Genomic DNA, 21,289 nt, shown 5'->3' with positions numbered 1-21,289 from the left:
GTCTGCCTCGACTGTATTTTGACGATCAATTGTTGTATTTAATGAAACAATTGGTTTCCAAGTGGTTTTCTTAATCGAGAGACGAAGGAGAGGGCAATGGGCAACGATCCGATCTGTACGGAAGATGAAATCAAGGCATTGGTGCATGCGTTCTATGCCGACATCCGCCAGGATGAGCGCCTGGGACCTATATTCAACGGACATATCAACGACTGGGATGCGCACCTGGCCAAGCTGGAGGATTTCTGGTGTGCGATTTTGCTGGGAAGCCGCCGTTTTTCCGGGACGCCCATGCCCAAGCATATTGCCTTGCCGGACCTGAGCGCGGAGCTGTTCGAGCATTGGCTGGCCTTGTTCCACCAGACGCTCGCCGCTCAGCCGAACCGGGCCATGCAGGCGCAGGCGGAGCTCATGGCAGGCAAGATTGCCAACAGTTTGTGGATGGGCTACCAGATGCACCGCCAACCGGGAGAGCTGCCGGCCGGCCTGGCAACGGCCTGACTAAAGGTCAATAAAAGTGTCGCGGGTGTGCAGGGCGCCCATTTCCAGCGCCTCCTGAAACCGCAACCTGGCGCCTGCGATGCCGAACTGCACGATGACGACATCCCGCTCCCTGTGGCTGCGGTTGGGCGTGCCTCCATGCAGCAGGCGCGGGTGTATGGCCAGCACATCGCCTGCCTCGACATCCGGGTGGGCAATAGCGTCTTTATCCAGTGTGTTCTTGTCGATGCTGTCGTCCAGATGGCTGCCAGGAATGACTGCCGTTCCGCCGTTTTCCTGCGACATGCCTTGCAAGGGGATCAGCAGGCGCAGGAAGCTGTCATCCTCCGGGCAGAAAAAAGTATTCTCATTGTCACGGTGCCAACTGATGGCCGGGCCTGTTCCTGCAGGTTTGCGCGTCAGGTTGGCGTAGTGGAATACGACGTCCCCGGCTTGCGCGTCCAGCAGGTTCGCCGTGATCGACCAAAGCGGCTCTTCCGACAGCAATGAAACAAAGCGCCTGTCCAACGTGAGCATATCGCCGATGATGAAGGGCTCATTGATCAGCTTGTTGCCGTCAATGCCGGGATTGCGTTCGGGTTTCGCCAGGGCGAATTCTCCCAGGCTGACACCGTTCTGTTGCGCCAAGGGCTCATTGGCGCGGTATTGCCTGATGATGGAGGCGACGGCATCGCGTGCGCGTTGCAGCCAGGATGGCGAAAGCGCATGCCTGAAAACTTGGAACCCATGCGTGGGATAACGGGCAGTGTTGCCAGGGTGCATGATGAGGGGAGGAAATGCAGCCGCGGGCTGGCCACGGCTGCGTAAGTCGTTACAGTGCGGCTAGTGCGGCGTCGTAATTGGGTTCGTTGGCAATTTCGGATACCAGCTCGCCGTGCAGCACCTTGTTGTTTTCATCGAGCACCACCACGGCGCGCGCAGTCAGGCCCGCCAGGCTGCTGTCGGCGATTTGCACACCGTAATCCTTGGAGAACTTGGCGGTATCGCGGAAGGTGGAGAGGGTGACGACATTTTCCAGGCCTTCGGCACCGCAGAAACGGCTTTGCGCAAACGGCAAATCTGCGGAAATGCATAGCACCACGGTATTGGCCAGGCCGCTGGCCTGCTTGTTGAACGTGCGGACCGAGGTGGCGCAGGTCGGGGTGTCGATGCTTGGGAAGATATTCAATACCTTGCGCTTGCCGGCAAATTCGGCAAGGCCGACCAGGTTGCGTTTCGCATCAGCCAATTGGAAATCGGGAGCGGTTTCGCCTTTTTGCGGCAGGTTGCCGCCGATCTGTACCGGGTTGCCTTTGAGGGTGACGGTTGCCATAAATCAAGTCCTTTTCTATCTGGTTGAGTGGTGTCGGTTATTGACCAGCATCAGTGTTGCTATTGTTGAAGCTTCGTTATTTTAGAGCTCGGCTATCATAACGCTTCGCTCAGGTAACCTATGGTCATGGTCTGGTTGTGCAATACATTGTCCGTGGTGTTGGGCCGCGGACAGAATTCCCCGTAAGAGTAGAAGCCGGTCAGCACGGTCTGGCTGCCCAGCGTTTGCTGTACTGCCTGGATTTCATCCGCGATCTGGTCGGCCATGACCAGTTTGCGCCCGACGCAGCTGACGCACAAGGCCAGGCCGGGCTGGCTGGTATCCAGGTTACCGGTCACCAGCCTCGCAGCGCCGCTTGCGCCTTCCACCAGCCGGTCATGTGTGGTTTGGCAGAGACGCACCGTTTCGCCTTCCTCCACATTGCCTGCGAAGGTAAGGCTGTTTTTTGCGGAGTCGATGGCAAGCAGGGTACGGACTTTTTCCACTTCGCGCTTGCCTTCCTCGATTACTGCGAAGGGGAAGCGCAGGCCCGAACCGGGCAGGGTCTTGGCATTCTGCTCGCCGATGTACATACGATAGAGCGGCAGTGCGGGCTTGCCGTCCATTTCATACACCACGTTTTTTTCCGAGCGCGTGATCTTGCGTGGGGGGCCGTAAGGTTTCCATCCACCCAATGCTCCGCTGGCGGTGATGAGCTTGTCGCCGTAGAGGCCGATGGCGATGACCAGGCCTTCTTCAACGCTGTCGTTGAGCAATTGCAGGGTCTTGGAAAACTCGGCATTGTCGCCCGCCATGCCGCCGACGATCGGGATGTCGCCCAGTACGCTCTGAAAGCCCTGCAGCAATTCCGAGCCGTTGATGTGCAGGCCATCGGAAAAAACGAGGACGGTGCGCAGGCTGTCCGATTTGAGCTGCTTGGCGAGGTTGATGGCCGTCTCGGCCGATGTCTGCATGTTGTTGGCGCGGGCGTAGGTGACGCGCTGCATGGTCTTGTCCCAGGCGATGGCCGTGATCTGCAGGCTGTCGTCGCTGACGCCATGCGGGCCGATTTCACCGGATGTGGTGCAGCCGACGATCTGGGCGGCAGGGTAGCGCTCCTTGAGCTGGGCCGGCAGCTTGCCATCGCTGAAGCGCCTGACCGAGCCGAATACCAATACGAGATTGGCATTGGGTAATGGTGAAGACGATGGCAAATCCTTGATGCTCATCTTCGTCGTGAGGGCTTCCTGTCTGACTAGCATGATCTCCGTTCCCTATACGGCCGCTTATGGTTTGGTGCGGCGCTTCTGGTTATTGTTGTTTTGTGCGACTATGCAGATGACGTTTCAAGTCATCGTGCCTGATAGGCAGGTTATTTAACCTTTTTGTTCGCGGATTGACAACCTGCTTTTTATGGCACCGGTATTGCACGGCGTCGAAGTCTGTAGATAGAATGGTGCGAAAACCGGGCGCTTTCTCATGAACGCCGAATAAGGGCAGCCAACAAAATTCAATGCAGTAATCCTGGCTAGGCGTCTTGTCGAAAGCGTTACAAGACAGGGCGGCCCCAGGAGAGTTTTGCTAGCCGCTCTAAGCCTGCTGCTCAACGCAGCCTGTCAATACAGGGGATAAAGGGTGGGGGAAACTGATCTATCTGGTGTGAAGGTGATGGTCATTGATGACAGTCATACCATACGCAGGAGCGCCGAGATTTTCCTGCGGCAATCGGGGTGCGAAGTGTTTCTGGCCGAGGACGGCTTCGATGCTTTGTCCAAGATCGCCAATCATCTGCCGGACGTGATTTTCGTCGACATCATGATGCCGCGTCTCGACGGCTACCAGACCTGCTCCCTGATCAAGCGCAACGCGCGCTTCAAATCCATTCCCGTGATCATGCTGTCAAGCAAGGACGGCCTGTTCGACCGCGCACGCGGCCGCATGGCCGGTTCCGATCAATACCTGACCAAGCCCTTTACCCAGAATGCCTTGCTGGATGCCGTACGCCAGTACAGGCACAGTCCGGGCGAGCTGACCATGGAACAAGAATAAATGCGACGGGACAAGAATAAATGACGATCAAGAAAATCCTTGTAGTGGACGACTCAGCGACCGACCGCCTGTATTTGAGCGAGCTTCTGCAAAAAGCCGGCTTTGAGGTGAGTACGGCAGAAGACGGCCAGGACTGCCTGGACAAGGTGAGCGCAGTCATGCCGGACCTGGTGCTCATGGACGTGGTCATGCCGCGCCTCAACGGTTTCCAGGCGACGCGGTCTTTATCCAAGAATCCCGCCACCGCGCATATCCCCGTCATCGTCTGCACCGGCAAGGAGCAGGCCACCGACCGCATGTGGGCCTTGCGGCAGGGCGCCAAGGACTGTGTCATCAAGCCTGTGGACGCGGACGAGCTTCTATCCAAGATCGCGGAGATCGATTGAGGTGGCTAAATCCAGGCTCAATCTGCAGGCTTATCAGCAAAGCATCCTGGAACGCCTCCAACATGTGACCGCCGACACAGGAACGGACAGTTCCAGGCTGGGCATCCATGCCGGGGGGCAGCGCTACCTTGTTGCCTTGCGGGATATCAGCGAAGTGTTGCCGGTGCCGGAAATCCAGCCCGTGCCTCTGGTGCAGCCCTGGTTCCTCGGCATGTCCAATATTCGCGGCAACCTCTATGCCGTCACCGATTTGGCCAGGTTCCTCGGGATCAGTCATCAGCCATCTGTCATCACGGCCGAGAGCAGGTTGCTGCTGGTGCATGACGATTTCGACATCAATGCCGGCTTTCTCATCGACAGCCTGGCAGGATTGCGCAGCCTCGAGGATTTCAAGCCGCTTAACATGGTGGCGGATGTGCCATTCCATGTGGCGGCGCGCTACGAAGACGATCAGCATCATCAATGGGAGGTGCTGGACATAGCCCTCATTCTCGAAAAAAAAGAATTTCTGCAGGTAGCCGCCTGACGGAAAAGGGGAGATATTTATGGCAGCGAGTTTTGCAATATTCAAGAACCTGTTCGGCAGGAATAAAGCCGAGGACCAAGCCCTGCCGCAGGTAGGGAAGACCAGCAAGGCAACGCTGGGCGCCTTGCTGTTGGCGCTGGTGCTTGCCTTGCTCGGTTTGCTGTTCAATCAGTTGCAGGTGGCCCGCAACAACCACTTCGCCGACATTGCCACCAGCCTGAAGGTGGCGGCACAGCAAGTGGCGCGGGATGCCGCCTTGAGCGCGGGAGGGGACGCTACCGCCAGCGACCGTCTGCGCACCACGCTGGACCAGGCTTTTGCCCGCTTGGCGGATTTGCGCGAATTGCAGGGGGCTGCCTTGCTGCAAAGCAATGACGTGGCCGAGAGCTTCACGCAGCTGGAGCAGGTTTGGAACGACCTGCGCGAGCAGGCCTTGTCTCCAAGGGAGCTGGCCCAGCTGGCCACGCAAAGCGACCTCGCCGTGCAGGCTACGCACCAAACCTGGCAAGCCTATCTCGATCAAGGCAAGGCTGGCTGGTGGCTGGCCTTGTCGATTGTTGCCGGCCTGCTGGCCCTGGCTTTGCTTGTGCGCATCGGTTACCAGCAGGTTGCAGGCGCGCGCGGCCGGTTTGAGGAAATCGAGCAGACCAACCTCAATAACCAGGAGGCCATCCTCAACTTGCTGGATGAAATGGGCGACCTGGCAGACGGCGACCTGACGGTGAAGGCCGAAGTGGCGGAAAACATCACGGGCGCGATTGCCGACTCCATCAACTACACCATAGATAGCCTGCGCGACCTGGTGACCGAGATCAACCGCGCGACCGAGCAAGTGAACCAGGCGACCGCCCAGGCGCAGGAAACCTCCACCGCGCTCCTGAACGCGGCCGAGCTGCAGTCGCAGCAGATCACGGAAACCGGGGAGGCGGTCAACCACATGACCCAGTCCATCATGCAGGTTTCAAGCAATGCGGAAGAGGCCTCCGACGTGGCCCGGCGTTCGCTTGATGCGACCAACCAGGGCACGAGGGCTGTGCAGAACACGATCACGGGCATGAACGAAATCCGTACCCAGATCCAGGAAACCTCCAAGCGTATCAAGCGCCTGGGCGAGAGCTCGCAGGAAATTAGCGAGATCGTCGACCTCATTTCCGACATTACCGAGCAAACCAATATCCTGGCCCTGAATGCCGCCATACAGGCGGCCTCAGCTGGCGAGGCTGGCCGCGGTTTCACCGTGGTGGCGGAAGAAGTGCAGCGCCTTGCCGAGCGCTCCTCGGAGGCGACCAAGCAGATCAGCGCGATCGTGAAGACGATCCAGACCGATACCAACGGCGCAGTGGCAGCGATGGAGAAAAGCACGGAGGGTGTGGTGGAAGGCGCCCGTCTGTCCGATGCCGCGGGCAAGGCCCTGGGCGAGATCGAGAATGTGACCAATAATCTCGCGCGCCTGATTGAGGAAATCTCCAACGCAACCGAGGCGCAAACCAAGGCGGCTGCTACCGTAAGCTTGAATATGCAGCAGATTCAAAGTATTACGTCCCAAACTTCGGAAGGCACGAGAAAAACGGCCAATTCCATCGGCCAGCTCACCAGCCTGGCGGAGGAGTTGCGGGCCTCGGTGGCTGGCTTCAAGCTCAACTAGGACATATTGGTGGAAGATTTCGATATCGGCCCGCTGAGCTGGGTCAAGGGTGAAATAGACCAGGCCCTGGAGCAGGTATTGGCGCAACTGGCCGCGCTCGGGGCCAACCCCGCCGATCTGTCGCCGCTGCGTTTTGCCAAGACCCATCTCTACCAAGTCAACGGCGCTTTCGACATGGTGGGCCTGGAAGGGTGCAAGCGCTATTGCAACGAAATCGAAACCATCGTTTCCAAGCTGGACAAGTCGGAACTCGGCCTGGAGCCTGAGTATCTGGACACCCTGCGCTACGCCATCCTGCATTTGCAGCAATACCTGCAGGAACTCATGAACGGCGAGCAGGACCAGCCCTTGCGTTTGACCCCGCCCTTGCAAAAACTGGCGGCCCTGCATGGCGAAGCCCTGGAGGATTCGGAGCTGTTCTTCCCGGATACCAGCCAGCGCCTTCCCAAGGACATCCCTATCGAAGCGCTTGACCCGCAAGACTTGGTGGCTGCCATCAAGGAGCAGCGTGCCCAGTTCCAGAAATCCTTGCTGTCCTGGCTGAAAGGCGATGCCGAGGCGCTACAGGACATGAGCGCCGCGCTGGAGCGCGTGCAGCTTGTGCAATCGCAGGCCGCGCAGAAAACCTTGTGGTGGGTGGCGACTGCATTTACCGAGACCCTGGCCGAGGAAACCCATCGCCAGGATGCCGGCGTCAAGCGGCTGTGCCGCCGCCTTGACCAGGAATTGCGCTCTGCCGGCGAGGGCGTGAACCGCCCGGCCAGCCTCTTGTTGCGCGACTTATTGTATTTCATCGCCGTCAGCAAGCTCGCTACCGAACGTATTGCCCAGGTGAAGGCGCTGTTCGAGCTGGACGGGTTGATCCCCGCCGAGGCGACGTTCGTCCCTGATGTCGAAGAGCAGCAATATATCAAGCAATGCCAGGTAGCCCTGGATGCGCTCAAGGAATTGTGGGCGCGCGCAAATGAAGGCGAAACCGTCTTCAATGAGTTCATGACCCGCTTTGCGGGCATCCTCAACACCTACCCGGCGTTATCGAATGAGCCAGTGAAGAAGCTGTTCGCTGCAGTACATGACCAGGTGTTGGCTTTGCAGCAAGGCCATCATCCCCAGCAAGACATTGCCCTGGTCGAAGTTGCTTCTGCCTTGACCTTGTTGTCGGATGCCTTGCAGCATTACGGCCGGCAAGGCGAGCAGGCTGAGCTTGAAATGGAAAAGCAGCAGCAGCGCTTGCAGACCCTATTGCATGGCGAACTGCCCACCTTGGCGCCCGCACCTGCGGTGCAGCAGGCGGCGCAGCATGCATTGGCGCGCGAGACGGCAGCGGCATTGCAAGAGGTGGAGCAACTGCTGGATGCCTATTTCCGCCAGCCGGGCGATGTCGTCCCGTTGACGCAGGCAAGCACGCCGTTGCAGCAAGTCTCCAATGCTCTGGACATACTGGAAATGCCCGAAGTGAAGGCTTTGGCACAGGCCGCCCAAGAGGTGATCGCCGGGTTGCAGCAGGGGAGGATAGCTACAGGGCAGGAAGTGTTTGAATCGCTGGCCGACAGCCTGAGCCTGGTCGGGATGACTGTCGAGCAATATCCCCATGCCGTGAGCGGGGCGTTTGCGCTCGAGGATGCACTGGCAAGATTGAAGGCGGTGCAGAATGCGGAACCGGGGACGCAGCCTGCCGAGGTGGTGGAAATCCCAGAGGCCTATAGTGCAACGCCTGAATTGCCTGACGACGAACTGCTGGATGTCTACCTGACCGAGGCCGAGGAAGTTCTGGCAAGTGTCGCGCAGCATTTGCAGGCATTGCGCGTCAATGCGACCAATCACCAGTCCTTGGTCGAGGTGCGCAGGGGCTTCCATACCCTGAAGGGCAGCGGCCGGACAGTCGGCTTGGCCGATCTCGGCAATGTGGCTGCCATCGTCGAGACCTTGCTCAACCGCGTGATCGAACGCAAGCTCACGCCAACCAGCGCAATGATTGCCTTTATTGAGGATGCGACGGCTGCTTTCGCCGGCTGGATCGCGTCATTGCGCGACAAGGCGCATCAGGCGGTCGAGGCCGCGCTTTGGCGAGCGCGTGCGGACGAGCTGGAATCCAGTCTGTCTGGATTGGCGGCCAAGGAGCAACCGGAGGAAGTGCTGATCGGCGGCACACGCAAGATCAGCCGCGCCTTGTTCGAAGTGTTCCTGCAAGAGGCAGGACAGCACCTGGAACAATTGCAGGACTGGCTGCAGGTCGTGCTGCATCGCAGCGAACCTGTGCTCACGCCGGACAAGGAAACCTGCAGGGCCGCCCACACCCTGGCCAGCAATGCCGGCTCCACCGGGTTCAATGCATTGTCGGACTTGGCACGCGCATTGGAGCATTGGCTGGACGTGCACCAGGGCAACTGGACGGAGCAAACCGCTGCTTTATTGCAGAATGCGGTCAACACCCTGGAGAAGATGCTGGGCAAGGCCCGCGAGCGCAAACAGTCGCGCTCGGCCACGGCCTTGTTGCGTGCGCTCAAGAAAGCGGCGGCGGATGCGGCGATACCGGTGATTGATGCTTCGACCGGTAGTAATGTGGTGCCGTTTAGTCTTGCCCAGACACCGCGCCTGGCCAAGACCGAGGATGCCGTGGCCAGCCTGCTGGAAGCCGAGGCCAAGGTGAGCGGCCTGATGGAGCAGCACCAGGAGCAGGGGCCAGTGCCCGAAACCAAGGAGGCCGCTCCTGCTGAATCCGTGTCCAACCAAGGCGTCTCGGAAGCTCCAGCTGCCGACCTTCCTGCCTCGCAGCAGGCGGTGGACCAGGAGCTATTTGCCTTGTTCGTCGAGGAGGCCAGCGATCTTATGCCCATGATCGGCAGCGAGCTGCGTGCCTGGCATGCGGCTCCGTATGAAGCCGAGCATCCGGACATGCTGCAACGCGCGTTGCATACGCTCAAGGGCAGCGCGCGCATGGCAGGGCAAGGCAGCCTGGGCGACGCAGTGCATGGCATGGAGGACTTGGTCATGCGCGCCTTGAAGCAGGTGCCGCAAGCCGAGGATTTTGCCGAGATGTTTGCCGGGCTGGACCATGTTGGCGCCTTGCTGGAGGAAGTCCTGGGCGGGCAGACCACGCTGGTCACTGGCCGCCAGTCAGCCATCCAGCGCGCTGGGCGTGAACGCCGCGTTCAATATCTGCGGCTGCGTGCCGAGGCACTGGACCGGCTGATCAACGAGGCGGGCGAAGTCAGTATCGCGCGCTCGCGCCTGGAGCGCGAAATGCAGGCGTTCAAGCAGTCCTCGCTCGACCTGACCGAAAGCGTGCAGCGTCTTCGCAGCTACCTGCGCGAGCTGGAAATCGAGGCGGAGAGCCAGTTGCAGTCGCGCATGACATTGCTGCAGGAATCGAATGAAACATTCGACCCGCTGGAATTCGACCGCTTTACGCGCCTGCAGGAACTGACGCGCATGATGGCGGAAAGCGTCAACGACGTTTCCACCATCCAGCAGGGCCTGTTGCGCAATCTCGATGAGACCGAGGCTGCGTTGCAGCAGCAGGGACGCATGAGCCGCGACCTGCAATATGGCCTCATGAACGTGCGCCGGGTGCCGTTCTCGCTGGTGACGGAGCGGTTGCACCGCATCGTGCGCCAGACGGCTCGCGAGCTCGATAAGCGGGCCGAGCTTACGCTCGACGGCGCTGACACCGAGATTGACCGCAGCGTGCTGGACCGCATGGGCGCGGCGGTGGAGCATATCCTGCGCAATGCGGTGGCGCACGGTATAGAGTCGCCTGACGTGCGCCGCAAGCATGGCAAGCCCGCAGCGGGCACTATCACGCTCAAGGTGCGCCAGGAAAATGATGAAATCATGCTCACGGTCAGCGATGACGGCGCCGGCGTCGACCTGGGGCAGGTACGGGAAAGGGCCTTGGCGCAGCACCTGCTGCAGCCCGACCAGGAAGTGAGCGACCAGGCTTTGCTGGCATTGATCTTCGAGCCGGGCTTCACGACGGCGCGCACCGTGTCGCAGATATCGGGCCGGGGAGTGGGGTTGGATGCCGTGCGCAGTGACATCACGGCATTGGGCGGGCGTATCGATGTCAACAGCACCCAGGGCACGGGAACCATCTTCAGTATCTTCCTGCCCGTGACCCTTTCCGTGTCGCAGGCGGTATTGGTCAGGTATGGCAATCGTCTGTTCGCATTGCCGGCGGTGATGGTGGAGCAGGTGGTGAAGTTGAAGCCGGATGTACTGACGGCGGCGTACGCGGATGGCAAGTTGAGCTGGGCCGGCCACGATTATCCGGTCTATTTCCTCGGCAGGTTGTGCGGCGATGCCCAGGCAACGGCGGAAAGCCAGCGCTATACGCCGGTCATGCTGCTGCGTAGCGGTCAATACCGCGTGGCCCTGCATGTGGACGATATTGTCGGCAACCAGGAAGTGGTGATGAAGCAGATCGGCCCGCAACTCGCGCGCGTGCCCGGCTTGATTGGGGCCACCGTGCTGGGCGATGGCGGTATCGTGCTGATCATTAACCCATTGCAGCTTGCCAACCGTGAGGCCTTGTCGGCAGGCAGCCTCAACATCGCCGTGACAGTGGATACCCCGCCGGCGTCAAGCAAGCCGGTGGCATTGCTGGTGGACGACTCCCTCACCATGCGCAAGGTGCTGGGGCGCTTTCTCGAACGCGAGGGGTACGAGGTCGTCACGGCCAAGGATGGCATGGAAGCCATCCAGGCCATGCAGCAGTCCTTGCCGGCCGTGATCCTTACCGACATCGAGATGCCGCGCATGGATGGTTTCGAGCTTGCCCGCAATGTGCGCGACGATGAGCGCACGCACCATATCCCGCTGGTGATCGTGAGCTCGCGCACGGCGGAAAAACACCAGACCCTGGCAAAAAGCCTGGGCGTGGACGCTTTCTTCGGCAAGCCGGTACAGGAAGACGAACTGGCTGCCACGCTGCGCCGGTTGCTGGCCTGATATTGGTCCGGCCGGGAGGCCGGTATGCAATCTCCTCATAGCAAGGGCGCCTGAATCAGGTAAAATTAGGGCAGTATGTCGAATCCCTCATTCATCCATTTGCGTTGCCATAGCGAGTATTCCGTGGTCGATGGCACCGTGCGCATTGGCGATTACGTCAAGCAGGCGGTGGCTGACCAGATGCCCGCATTGGCCTTGACCGACCTCAGCAGCCTGTTCGGCGCGGTCAAATTCTATAAATCCGCCCGCGGCAAAGGCGTCAAGCCGCTGATCGGCGCCGATATCTGGCTGGAGAATGAATCCAAGCGCGACCAGCCCCACCGAGCGCTGTTGCTGTGCCAGACGCATGCGGGCTACCTGCGCCTGTGCGAGCTGCTAAGCCGCGCCTTTCTGCAAAACCAGTATCGCGGCCGCGCCGAGGTCAAGCGCGAATGGCTGCACGAAAGCGGCACCGAGGGCCTGATCCTGTTGTCCGGCGCCATGGGCGGCGACTTAGGGCAGGCCTTGCTGCAAGGCAATTTCACCCAGGCCCAGGCGCTTGCCGAGCAATGGGCGGCGCTGTTCCCGCAGCGGTTCTATATCGAGCTGCAGCGGGCAGGCCATGCCCAGCAGGAAGCCTATATCGCCAGCGCGCTCGCGATCGCCAGCGAATTAGAGCTACCCGTGGTGGCGACCCACCCCGTGCAGTTCATGACGCCTGACGACTTCAAGGCGCACGAGGCGCGCGTCTGCATTGCCGAAGGCTATGTGCTTGCGGATAACCGCCGCCCCAAGTTGTTCACCCCGGAGCAGTATTTCAAGTCCCAGGCGCAGATGGCGGAATTGTTCGCCGACATCCCCGAGGCGCTTGCCAATAGCGTCGAGATCGCCAAGCGTTGCAACCTGACCCTGACGCTGGGCAAGAATTACCTGCCGCAGTTCCCGACGCCCAATGGCGTGAGCCTGGATGAATACCTGGTTGCCCAGGCCAAGGCCGGCCTGGAGGAGCGGCTCAAGGTGCTGTATCCCGATGAGGCCAGGCGTGAAGCAAAGCGCCCGGAATATGAGGCGCGCCTGGAGTTCGAGACCAATATCATTATCCAGATGGGGTTCCCGGGCTACTTCCTCATCGTGGCGGACTTCATCAACTGGGCCAAGAACAACGGCGTGCCGGTCGGCCCCGGGCGGGGTTCTGGTGCCGGTTCCTTGGTGGCCTACAGTCTGGGGATTACCGATCTCGACCCGATGCGCTACGCATTGCTGTTCGAGCGCTTCCTCAACCCGGAGCGGGTTTCCATGCCCGACTTCGACATCGACTTCTGCCAGGAAGGCCGTGACCGCGTCATCGATTACGTGAAGCGCAAGTACGGCCTGGATTCGGTCTCCCAGATCGCCACCTTCGGTACCATGGCCGCCAAGGCCGTGATCCGCGACGTGGGCCGCGTGCTGGACCTGCCGTTCAACTTCGTCGACAGCGTCGCCAAGCTGATCCCGAACGAGCTAGGCATTAGCCTCAGCGATGCCCTGGAGAAAGAACCGCAACTCAAAGAGCGCCGCGAGCAGGAGGAAGAAGTCGGCGAGCTGCTCGAGCTCGCGCTGAGGCTGGAAGGCCTGACCCGCAATATCGGCATGCACGCGGGCGGCGTGTTGATTTCCCCGGGCAAGATTTCCGATTTCTCCCCGATCTATTGCCAGGCGGGCGGCGAGAGCGTGGTCAGCCAGTACGACAAGGACGATGTTGAAGCTGTTGGGCTGGTCAAGTTCGACTTCCTGGGCCTACGCACGCTCACCATCCTGGACATGGCGCTGGAAAGCGCCAACCTGCAGCGTGCGGAAAAGGGCCAGGAACCCCTGAATTTTGAAACCCTGCCCATAGACGACAAGCCCAGCTACCAACTGCTCAAGGCTGCCAATACCACGGCCGTGTTCCAGCTGGAATCGCGTGGCATGAAGGATATGCTGAAGCAGGCCAAGCCTGACGTCTTCGAGGACATCATCGCGCTGGTGGCGCTCTACCGTCCGGGTCCGATGGACTTGATCCCGGACTTCTGCCGCCGTAAGCACGGCTTGCAGCGCGTGGAATACCCGCACCCGGCGACCGAGCCTATCCTGAAAGAAACCTACGGCATCATGGTCTACCAGGAGCAGGTGATGCAGATCGCCCAAGTGGTGGCGGGCTACAGCCTCGGCGGCGCCGACCTGCTGCGCCGCGCCATGGGCAAGAAAAAGCCCGAGGAGATGGCGCAGCAGCGCAGCATCTTCATCGAGGGTGCGGTCAAGAACGGCACGCCTGAAAAGCAGGCCGGCGAGCTGTTCGACTTGATGGAGAAGTTCGCTAGCTACGGCTTCAACAAGTCGCACGCTGCGGCCTATGCCCTGGTTGCCTACCATACGGCCTACCTCAAGGCGCATTATCCAGCGGCTTTCCTGGCTGCCACTATGTCGGCGGACATGAACAATACGGACAACGTCCACTTATTCTATGATGATTGCCTCGTCAACGGGCTGGAAGTGCTGCCTCCGGACATCAATGCCAGCGAATACCGCTTCAAGCCGATCAATGCCAAGCAGATCATTTATGGCCTGGGTGCGATCAAGGGCACGGGCTGGGCAGCGATCGAGCTGATTCTCGCCGCCCGCAAAGAAGGCGGCGACTTCAAGGACCTGTTCGATTTCTGTAGCCGCCTGGACTTACGCAAGGTTAACCGCCGCGTGATCGAGTCGCTGATCCGCGCCGGGGCGTTCGACAAGCTCGAGTCTAACCGTGCGGCGTTGCTGGCTGGCGTCAGCCTGGCGATCAGCGCCGCAGAGCAGAGCGGGGCGGCCAGCGGGCAGGACAGCCTGTTCGGTTCGGTGATCGACAGCGCCGTGCATGTGCTGCCTGAAACGCCGCCATGGTCGGAAAAGCAACGGCTGCAAGAGGAAAAGGCCGCACTGGGCTTTTATTTCAGCGGCCATCCTTATGCGGATTACCAGAAGGAAGTCGCGACCTTCGTGCGCAACAACCTCGCCAACCTCAAGCCCAGCGACCAGCCGCAGCTGCTGGCCGGGATCGTGATGGGCGTGCGCGTGCGCATGACCGGGCGCGGCAAGATGGCGATCGTCACGCTGGACGACATGGCGGGGCGCGTGGACATTGTCGTGAGCGGGGAGCTGCTCAACGAGAATACGGCCTTGATCAAGGAAGACCAGTTGCTGGTGGTGGAAGGACGCGTCAGCCATGACGACTTCTCGGGCGGCTTGCGCGTCAATGCGCGTCGCCTGACCGATATCGCCGGCGCGCGCAATGCCTACGCCAACCTGCTCAAGCTGAGCTGCAATGGTCAGTCCGACGCGGACAAGCTAAAGACATTGCTCGCTCCTTATTGCAAGGCCGGCACTCCCGAAGCCGGGCGCGGCTGCGCCGTGAAGGTGGCCTACCATAACAAGGATGCGCAAGTGGAGCTCATGCTCGGCGATAACTGGCGTGTGGAGCTGCAGGATGAATTATTGTATGGGCTGAAGGGTTGGCTCAGCGATGAAAACGTGAAAATACTTTATAATTGACGCCCTATGAACGCCAAAACCAATAACGTGAAAACCAGCTTCCTCGAGTTCGAGCAGCCGATTGCCGAGCTGGAAGCCAAGATCGAAGAGCTGCGCTATGTGCAGGATGATTCCGCACTGGATATCTCGGAAGAGATCGAGCGCCTGCAACAAAAGAACAAGACCCTGACCAAGGATATCTATGCCAAGCTCACCGCCTGGCAGATTTCCCAAGTGGCGCGCCATCCGCAGCGGCCTTACACCCTGGATTACATCCGCGGGATCTTTTCCGATTTTGAAGAACTGCATGGCGACCGCGCCTTTGCCGATGATCCCGCCATTGTCGGCGGTATCGCCCGTTTCGATGGACAGCCTGTGATGGTGATCGGCCACCAGAAGGGCCGCGACGTGAAGGAGCGCCAGTACCGCAATTTCGGCATGCCGCGTCCCGAGGGCTATCGCAAGGCCTTGCGTCTTTATCGCCTTGCCGAGAAGTTCAGGCTGCCGATTATCACCCTGATCGATACGCCGGGCGCTTATCCCGGCATCGGGGCCGAGGAACGTGGCCAGTCCGAGGCGATCGCGCGCAACCTCTACGTGATGGCGGAGCTCACTGTGCCGATCATCGGGGTGATCATCGGCGAAGGCGGTTCCGGAGGCGCATTGGCGCTGGGCGTAGTCGACCACCTGATGATGCTGCAGTATTCCACTTATTCTGTCATTTCGCCTGAAGGCTGCGCCTCCATCCTGTGGAAGAGCGCCGACAAGGCATCGGAAGCCGCAGAGACGCTAGGCATTACCGCAGCGCGCCTCAAGACGCTGGGCCTGGTTGACCGTATCGTGCCCGAACCCATGGGCGGCGCGCACCGTGCGCCGGAAGACATGATGCAGAACCTGCGCCGCGCCCTGGCCGACGAGCTGGCCCATTTGCAGGTCAAGTCGATAGACAACTTGCTGGAAGCGCGCCATGAACGCCTCATGAGCTATGGCAAGTTCAAGGAAGTCCCTGTCAAGTAAGCCCTTATCCGGGAATGAGGGAAATCCTCCCCATTCCCGCGAGCCTGCCGCCCCGTCCAGCCTGTTCCCTGAGCTGGCACGCCGGGTAAATAATTTTCTCTCCGTACATACCAAGCCTGGACAGCGTTTGCTGGCCGCATTCAGCGGCGGGCTGGATTCGCGCGTGCTGTTGGAATTGCTTGCGCAAGCCAGGCCGCATCACGGCTTTGTGCTGGAAGCCATGTACGTGCATCATGGCCTGAGCCCGAACGCGGACCGCTGGGCTGAGTTCTGCGTCGAAGAATGTCACAGGCTGGAAGTGCCGTTCCATCAGGTGAAGGTGCATGTCGAAAAGCAGTCGGGCCTAGGCATGGAGGCAAGCGCCAGGCGGGCGCGGTATGCTGCCTTGCTCGCCCATCGCGCCGATTATGTGCTGTTGGCGCATCATCAGGATGACCAGGCCGAAACCTTGCTGTTGCAGCTGCTGCGCGGGGCCGGTGCCAAAGGCTTGGCAGCGATGGCGATGCATGATCCGTCCCGCAGGCTGTTGCGTCCCCTGATCGACGTTTCCCGTGGCGAGATCGAGGCATATGCCCGCCATACCGGCCTGCAATGGATGGACGACGAAAGCAACCTGGATACACGCTATGACAGGAATTTCCTGCGTCATGCAGTTTTTCCGCTTTTAGAGCAGCGTTATCCCGCTGCGAAAAATACATTGGCTCGTTCGGCCGTACATATAGCCGAAGCGACGGATTTGCTGGATGAGCTTGCGGTATTGGATGCTGCGTCCCTTATCGTGGACGGCAAGGTCAATGTCGAGAGTCTGAGCATGCTCTCCGACCAGCGCGCGCGCAACCTCCTGCGCTGGTGGCTGGCTTCCCATGGCTTGCCGATGCCGGGATTGCCGCGTTTGCAGGAGATGTTGCAGCAGCTGAAACATGCCGCGGACAACGCTGCCATCAAGGTCCAGGTGCATGAAGCGACTTACCTGCGGCGTTACCACGGCTGGGCCAGCCTGAGCGCGGAGCCATCTATTCCAGAGTTGGACGGCTTGCAGTGGCAAGGCGAGAGTAGCCTGTGTTTGCCTGCGAACGGGCGACTGCTGGCCCGGCATGATGTTGCGGACGGCCTAGCCATGTCACGGTTGCACGGACGCAAGCTGGACATACGCTATCGCAGCGGCGGGGAGCGTTTCAAGCCCGATGCCAGGCGGCCGACCCGTACGCTCAAGCAGCTCTATCAGGAAGCCAATATCGCGCCATGGCTGCGTGAGCGGTTGCCGTTGGTTTATGTTGATGGCGAGTTGGTGCTGGTGCCGGGTATTGGGGCGGCGGCAGCCTGGCAGGCCAAGCCAGGAGAGCCGGGCTTGATGCTGGATTGGCAGCCGTTGCAGCCAGGCCCGTTATATTGACGTATGAAACGCAGCCGGGGCTGTGCTAGGCTGGCTTGCCGCGCTTGAGCAGCGGCTCCAGCTGCTTCCAGACATTTTCCAGGATAGCCTCCTGGGCATTGGCTTTGGGGTGCAACCCATCCTGCTGGGTGAGCTCGACCTTGCCGGCGACGCCCTCCAGCAGGAACTCGACCAGGGGCAGCTTGAATTCTTTTGCCAGCGCTGCATAGCTGGCAGTGAACTCTCGCGTATATTTAGGGCCATAGTTCGGTGGAATCATCATGCCTACCAGCAGCACTTGCGCCTTGGCTTCCTGGCCGGACTTGACCATGCTGGCGAGATTGTTGCGCATATCGGCGACAGGCAGGCCGCGCAGGCCGTCATTGGCACCCAACTCCAGGATGACGATACCGGGCTTGTGCTGAGCGAGAGTTGCCGCAATTCGGCTGACCCCACCGCTGGTGGTTTCGCCGCTGATGCTGGCGTTGACGACCTTGTAGCCGGGATATTGCTGCTTGAGGCGGTTTTCCAGCAAGGCTACCCAGCCTTGCTCACGCGGGATGCCGTAGGCTGCGGAAAGGCTGTCGCCATAGACCAGGATGGTAGCGGCATGCGCGGTGCTGGCCAACATCGCGCATGCAAGGCTGAATAACAATATGAAACGGAACATCATTGATGCAAACACCTTTGGCAGTTGAAGCGGTTAATCTCGATAAATATATAGAAAACGGGGCCGGCAGGCTCGATATTTTGCAGTCGCTCTCGCTCCAGGTGGCCGCCGGGGAGAAAGTCGCCATTATCGGCAGCTCGGGTTCGGGCAAGTCTACGTTGCTGAGCCTGCTTGCAGGCTTGGACAGTCCCAGCAACGGAAAAGTGCTGGTCAATGGCACCGAGATCAGCCACCTAGACGAAGATGGACGGGCTGCCATACGCGGCAAGAGCATGGGGTTCGTATTCCAGTCATTCCAGTTGCTGCCATCGCTTACGGCTTTGGAAAACGTCATGCTGCCCTTGCAGCTGGCCGGCCGCAAGGATGCCAGGGAAAAGTCAGCCGCCGCGCTCGAACGCGTCGGGCTTGGGCACCGTCTTTCACATTATCCACGCCAGATGTCCGGCGGCGAGCAGCAGCGCGTTGCAATCGCGCGCGCCTTTGCCCCGCAACCCGCCATCCTGTTTGCAGACGAGCCGACGGGAAACCTGGATGAGCATACCGGCGAACGCATCGTCGAGTTGCTGTTCGGCCTGAATGCCGAATCCGGCACTACCTTGATCCTCGTGACGCATGACATGCAACTGGCATCGCGCTGCCAGCGCAGGCTGCGCCTGCATGACGGCCAATTGCACGAAGAGGGTGCTGCATGATGGCCTTCCTGATTGCCTGGCGCCAGTTGCGCAGCCAGTGGGCGGCTGGAGAGGTGCGTGTGTTAGTCTTCGCCCTCGTATTGGCCGTGGCTGCCACGACCTCGGTCGGCTTCTTTACCGACCGCATTGAGTCCGCCCTGGTGAGGCAGGGCGGCATGCTGCTGGGCGGCGACATATTGGTGGCAGCGGACCATGCCATTCCGGACAGCTATCTCGATGAAGCCAGGCAGCGCGGCTTGCAATCGACGCATGCCGCGGAGTTTCCCAGCATGGTGCTGCATGGCGATGACAGCCAGTTAGCCGAGATCAAGGCGGTGGGGGAGGGCTTCCCCTTGCGCGGCGAATTGACGGTGTTGCAGCAGCGGGTTGAGCCAGCCTTGATGTTGACGGGCGGACAAGCCGCAACCGGCATACCTGCGCCGGGTACGGTCTGGATAGAGCCGCGCCTGGCCTCCAAGCTGGGCGTGAACGTGGGCGACAGCCTGGAAGTGGGCGAGCGCAATATGCAGGTGTCCGCCATCCTGCAACGCGAGCCGTCACGTGGCGGGGACATGTTCAGCATCGCGCCCCGCGTGATGATGAATGCGACAGACCTGGCTTCGACCGGGTTGATCCAGTTCGGCAGCCGGGTCAAGTACCAGGTATTGCTGGCCGGCGAGGCGGCCGGGGTAAATGATTTCGCTGCCTGGCTCAAGCCCAGGCTGGAGCGGGGAGAGCAGTTGCAGAAGGTCACCGATGCCCGCCCCGAGATGCGCAACGCCCTGGAAAAGGCGCAACAGTTCCTCGGCCTGTCCGCCATGGTGAGCGTAATCCTGGCCATGGTGGCGATGTTTCTTGCCAGCCAGCCCTATGTGCAGAAAAGCCTGGACAGCTATGCCCTCATGCGTTGTTTCGGCGCTTCGCGGCGTTTCATTTTTCGTATCCTCATGAGCCAGACCTTGCTGATCGCCGCTTTCGGCAGCGGCTTGGGTGTGTTGTTCGGCTTTGCCGCGCAAGCCGGCCTCGCAGTGCTGGCGGACAGGTTGTTGCTGGAAACGCTGCCTGCGCCTGGCGTCATGCCCGCTGTTTCCGGCCTCACGGCGGGCTTTGCCACCATGCTGGCCGTGGTCTGGCCGCATCTTGCCCGTTTGCGCGACGTGCCTGCCTTGCGCATCCTGCGGCGCGATCTGGGCGATCAATATCAGGCGCATTGGCTGCATTTCGTTCCGGCCCTGCTGGTATTGGTCGGGTTGATCTTGTGGCAGGCGGGCGACGCAAAACTGGGGGCCATCGTGCTGCTGGCATTGGCAGGCCTGTTATTGGCAGTCGCCTTGCTGGCCTGGCTGGGAGTGCGCCTGCTCGCACGCTTGCCGCAAAACGCAACCGGTTCCTGGCTGCTGGGGCTGGCAGCCTTGAAGCGCAGGCCCGGCCTGGTGGTAGCCCAGGTGCTGGGATTCAGCCTGGGGCTGACGGCGCTGATCCTGCTGGCCATCGTGCGCGGCGACTTGCTGTCAAGCTGGCAGCAGACCTTGCCCGAGGATGCGCCGAACCGGTTCATCATCAATATCCAGCCCGGCCAGATTGCGCCGATCAAGCAGTTTTTCGACCGAAGCGGCCTTCATCATGTCGACATATTTCCCATGGTGCGCGGACGCTTGCTTGAGATCAACGGCAAGCCGCTTAACGTGGAGGATTACCAGGATGACAGGGCGAGGCGGCTGGCCGAGCGTGAATTCAACCTTTCCTGGGCAGCCGACATGCAGCAGGACAACCAGCTGCTCGAAGGAAGTTGGTGGCAGCCTTCGGAACACGGCAAGCCCATGCTGTCGCTGGAGCAGGGGATTGCAAACGACTTGCATCTCAAGCTGGGCGATCGTCTGACCTATGATATCGCCGGGGCGCGGCTTAAGCTGGAAATCACCAGCCTGCGCAAGGTGGAGTGGGATACCATGCGTGCCAATTTCTTTGCCGTGACGCCGCCAGGCGTGCTTGACGGTTATCCTGCCAGCTACATCACCAGCTTCCATCTTCCGAGCGGCCAGGAGCAGCTGCTCAACCAATTGGTACGCGAATTCCCCAACCTGACCGTGATTGACGTCGCGGCCTTGCTCGACCAGGTACGCGAGATCATGAGCAAGATGAGCCATGCATTGGAATACGTGTTTGCCTTCAGCCTGTTGACAGGCTTGGCGGTGCTTTATGCGGCCCTGGTGGCCACCCGCGAAGAGCGCGTCAAGGAAGCAACGCTGTTACGCGTACTGGGCGCTTCCAGGCGGCAGGTGTTGCAGGCGCTCTGGACCGAGTTCGCCGTCATTGGCGCATTGGCGGCACTGGTTGCCACGCTGGCTGCGGCCATCATGGCGTATTACCTCAGCAGCCAGGTATTCAATATTCCTTACCAGTTCAACTTGCAAGGGGCCTTGGGCGTCATGGTACTGGCAGCGTTGCTGGTGCCTGCCGCTGCGTGGCTGGGCATGCGGCGGTTCCTCAATCAGTCTCCGCGGGCAATATTGCAAAGCATATAAATGTGTGGCTATATACAACCAATTTGGTTGTATATAGCCACCATAAATTGGTTGTTTGTAGCCAATCTAGATGTCGCGCTGATATCCTCCTCCGTAGAAATCCATTAATACAATCACTTACCTCTTGCCTGGAATCCGGCATGAAACTTGATTAGTGGAGATGCCGGAATCATAAATATAAA

General features: G+C 60.2%; 15 protein-coding genes. 11 read left to right on the top strand and 4 right to left on the bottom strand.

What is annotated here, in order from left to right; translation table 11 throughout:
- Nucleotides 1-96 precede the first annotated feature (96 nt).
- Nucleotides 97-501, top strand: a complete 405-nt coding sequence (locus tag ACW4YW_RS01855; RefSeq protein WP_457135995.1) for a group III truncated hemoglobin — start codon at nucleotides 97-99, stop codon at nucleotides 499-501.
- Here the strand turns inward: ACW4YW_RS01855 and ACW4YW_RS01850 are convergent, their stop codons facing one another.
- The 3 genes from ACW4YW_RS01850 to ACW4YW_RS01840 all read right to left on the bottom strand — a co-directional run bounded on the left by ACW4YW_RS01850 (nucleotide 502) and on the right by ACW4YW_RS01840 (nucleotide 3,054).
- Nucleotides 502-1,263, bottom strand: a complete 762-nt coding sequence (locus ACW4YW_RS01850) for a phytanoyl-CoA dioxygenase family protein (protein ID WP_457135994.1) — start codon at nucleotides 1,261-1,263, stop codon at nucleotides 502-504.
- Nucleotides 1,264-1,312: 49 nt separating this feature from the next.
- Complete coding sequence (tpx, locus tag ACW4YW_RS01845) at nucleotides 1,313-1,813, bottom strand: thiol peroxidase (protein ID WP_457135993.1); 501 nt, start codon at nucleotides 1,811-1,813, stop codon at nucleotides 1,313-1,315.
- A gap of 95 nt (nucleotides 1,814-1,908) precedes the next feature.
- Nucleotides 1,909-3,054, bottom strand: coding sequence for an FIST signal transduction protein (locus tag ACW4YW_RS01840; protein WP_407994075.1), 1,146 nt, complete (start codon nucleotides 3,052-3,054; stop codon nucleotides 1,909-1,911).
- 406 nt (nucleotides 3,055-3,460) lie between these two features.
- Here ACW4YW_RS01840 and ACW4YW_RS01835 point away from each other — a divergent pair, with 406 nt between their 5' ends.
- The 8 genes from ACW4YW_RS01835 (at nucleotide 3,461) to tilS (ending at nucleotide 17,262) form a co-directional block, all read left to right on the top strand.
- The gene (locus ACW4YW_RS01835; RefSeq protein ID WP_309565027.1) at nucleotides 3,461-3,841 is read left to right on the top strand and encodes a response regulator; all 381 of its coding nucleotides are present in this window, start codon (nucleotides 3,461-3,463) and stop codon (nucleotides 3,839-3,841) included.
- Nucleotides 3,842-3,861: 20 nt separating this feature from the next.
- Nucleotides 3,862-4,227 carry a response regulator gene (locus ACW4YW_RS01830; RefSeq protein WP_457135992.1) on the top strand — a complete coding sequence of 122 codons (366 nt, stop codon included), beginning with the start codon at nucleotides 3,862-3,864 and terminating at the stop codon, nucleotides 4,225-4,227.
- 1 nt (nucleotide 4,228) lies between these two features.
- Complete coding sequence (locus ACW4YW_RS01825) at nucleotides 4,229-4,753, top strand: chemotaxis protein CheW (RefSeq protein ID WP_457135991.1); 525 nt, start codon at nucleotides 4,229-4,231, stop codon at nucleotides 4,751-4,753.
- A 19-nt stretch (nucleotides 4,754-4,772) separates the two neighbouring features.
- On the top strand, nucleotides 4,773-6,398 hold the full coding sequence (locus ACW4YW_RS01820; RefSeq protein ID WP_457135990.1) for a methyl-accepting chemotaxis protein: 1,626 nt from the start codon (nucleotides 4,773-4,775) through the stop codon (nucleotides 6,396-6,398).
- Between the two features lie 9 nt (nucleotides 6,399-6,407).
- Nucleotides 6,408-11,348, top strand: coding sequence for an Hpt domain-containing protein (locus tag ACW4YW_RS01815; RefSeq protein WP_457135989.1), 4,941 nt, complete (start codon nucleotides 6,408-6,410; stop codon nucleotides 11,346-11,348).
- Between the two features lie 75 nt (nucleotides 11,349-11,423).
- Complete coding sequence (dnaE, locus tag ACW4YW_RS01810) at nucleotides 11,424-14,873, top strand: DNA polymerase III subunit alpha (protein ID WP_457135988.1); 3,450 nt, start codon at nucleotides 11,424-11,426, stop codon at nucleotides 14,871-14,873.
- 6 nt (nucleotides 14,874-14,879) lie between these two features.
- Nucleotides 14,880-15,869 carry an acetyl-CoA carboxylase carboxyltransferase subunit alpha gene (locus ACW4YW_RS01805; RefSeq protein WP_457135987.1) on the top strand — a complete coding sequence of 330 codons (990 nt, stop codon included), beginning with the start codon at nucleotides 14,880-14,882 and terminating at the stop codon, nucleotides 15,867-15,869.
- Nucleotides 15,838-17,262 (top strand): tRNA lysidine(34) synthetase TilS, encoded by a 1,425-nt coding sequence (gene tilS, locus ACW4YW_RS01800; protein WP_457135986.1) that lies wholly within the window; start codon nucleotides 15,838-15,840, stop codon nucleotides 17,260-17,262. Before ACW4YW_RS01805 ends, tilS begins: the two co-directional genes overlap by 32 nt.
- Nucleotides 17,263-17,287: 25 nt before the next feature.
- On the opposite strand, the gene ACW4YW_RS01795 is transcribed toward tilS, so the two are convergent.
- Nucleotides 17,288-17,872 (bottom strand): arylesterase, encoded by a 585-nt coding sequence (locus ACW4YW_RS01795; RefSeq protein ID WP_457135985.1) that lies wholly within the window; start codon nucleotides 17,870-17,872, stop codon nucleotides 17,288-17,290.
- A gap of 44 nt (nucleotides 17,873-17,916) precedes the next feature.
- On the opposite strand from ACW4YW_RS01795, the gene ACW4YW_RS01790 reads away from it, so the two are divergent.
- Together ACW4YW_RS01790 and ACW4YW_RS01785 are read left to right on the top strand one after the other, a co-directional pair.
- A complete protein-coding gene (locus tag ACW4YW_RS01790) occupies nucleotides 17,917-18,603 on the top strand; it encodes an ABC transporter ATP-binding protein (RefSeq protein ID WP_457135984.1) in 687 nt (228 codons plus the stop codon).
- Complete coding sequence (locus tag ACW4YW_RS01785; RefSeq protein WP_457135983.1) at nucleotides 18,600-21,107, top strand: ABC transporter permease; 2,508 nt, start codon at nucleotides 18,600-18,602, stop codon at nucleotides 21,105-21,107. Before ACW4YW_RS01790 ends, ACW4YW_RS01785 begins: the two co-directional genes overlap by 4 nt.
- Nucleotides 21,108-21,289: the final 182 nt, after the last annotated feature.

It is taken from the genome of Methylobacillus pratensis (genome assembly GCF_054072455.1).
The sequence above is the reverse complement of the archived record's forward strand: the minus strand, read 5'-3'. Positions and strand labels throughout refer to the sequence as shown.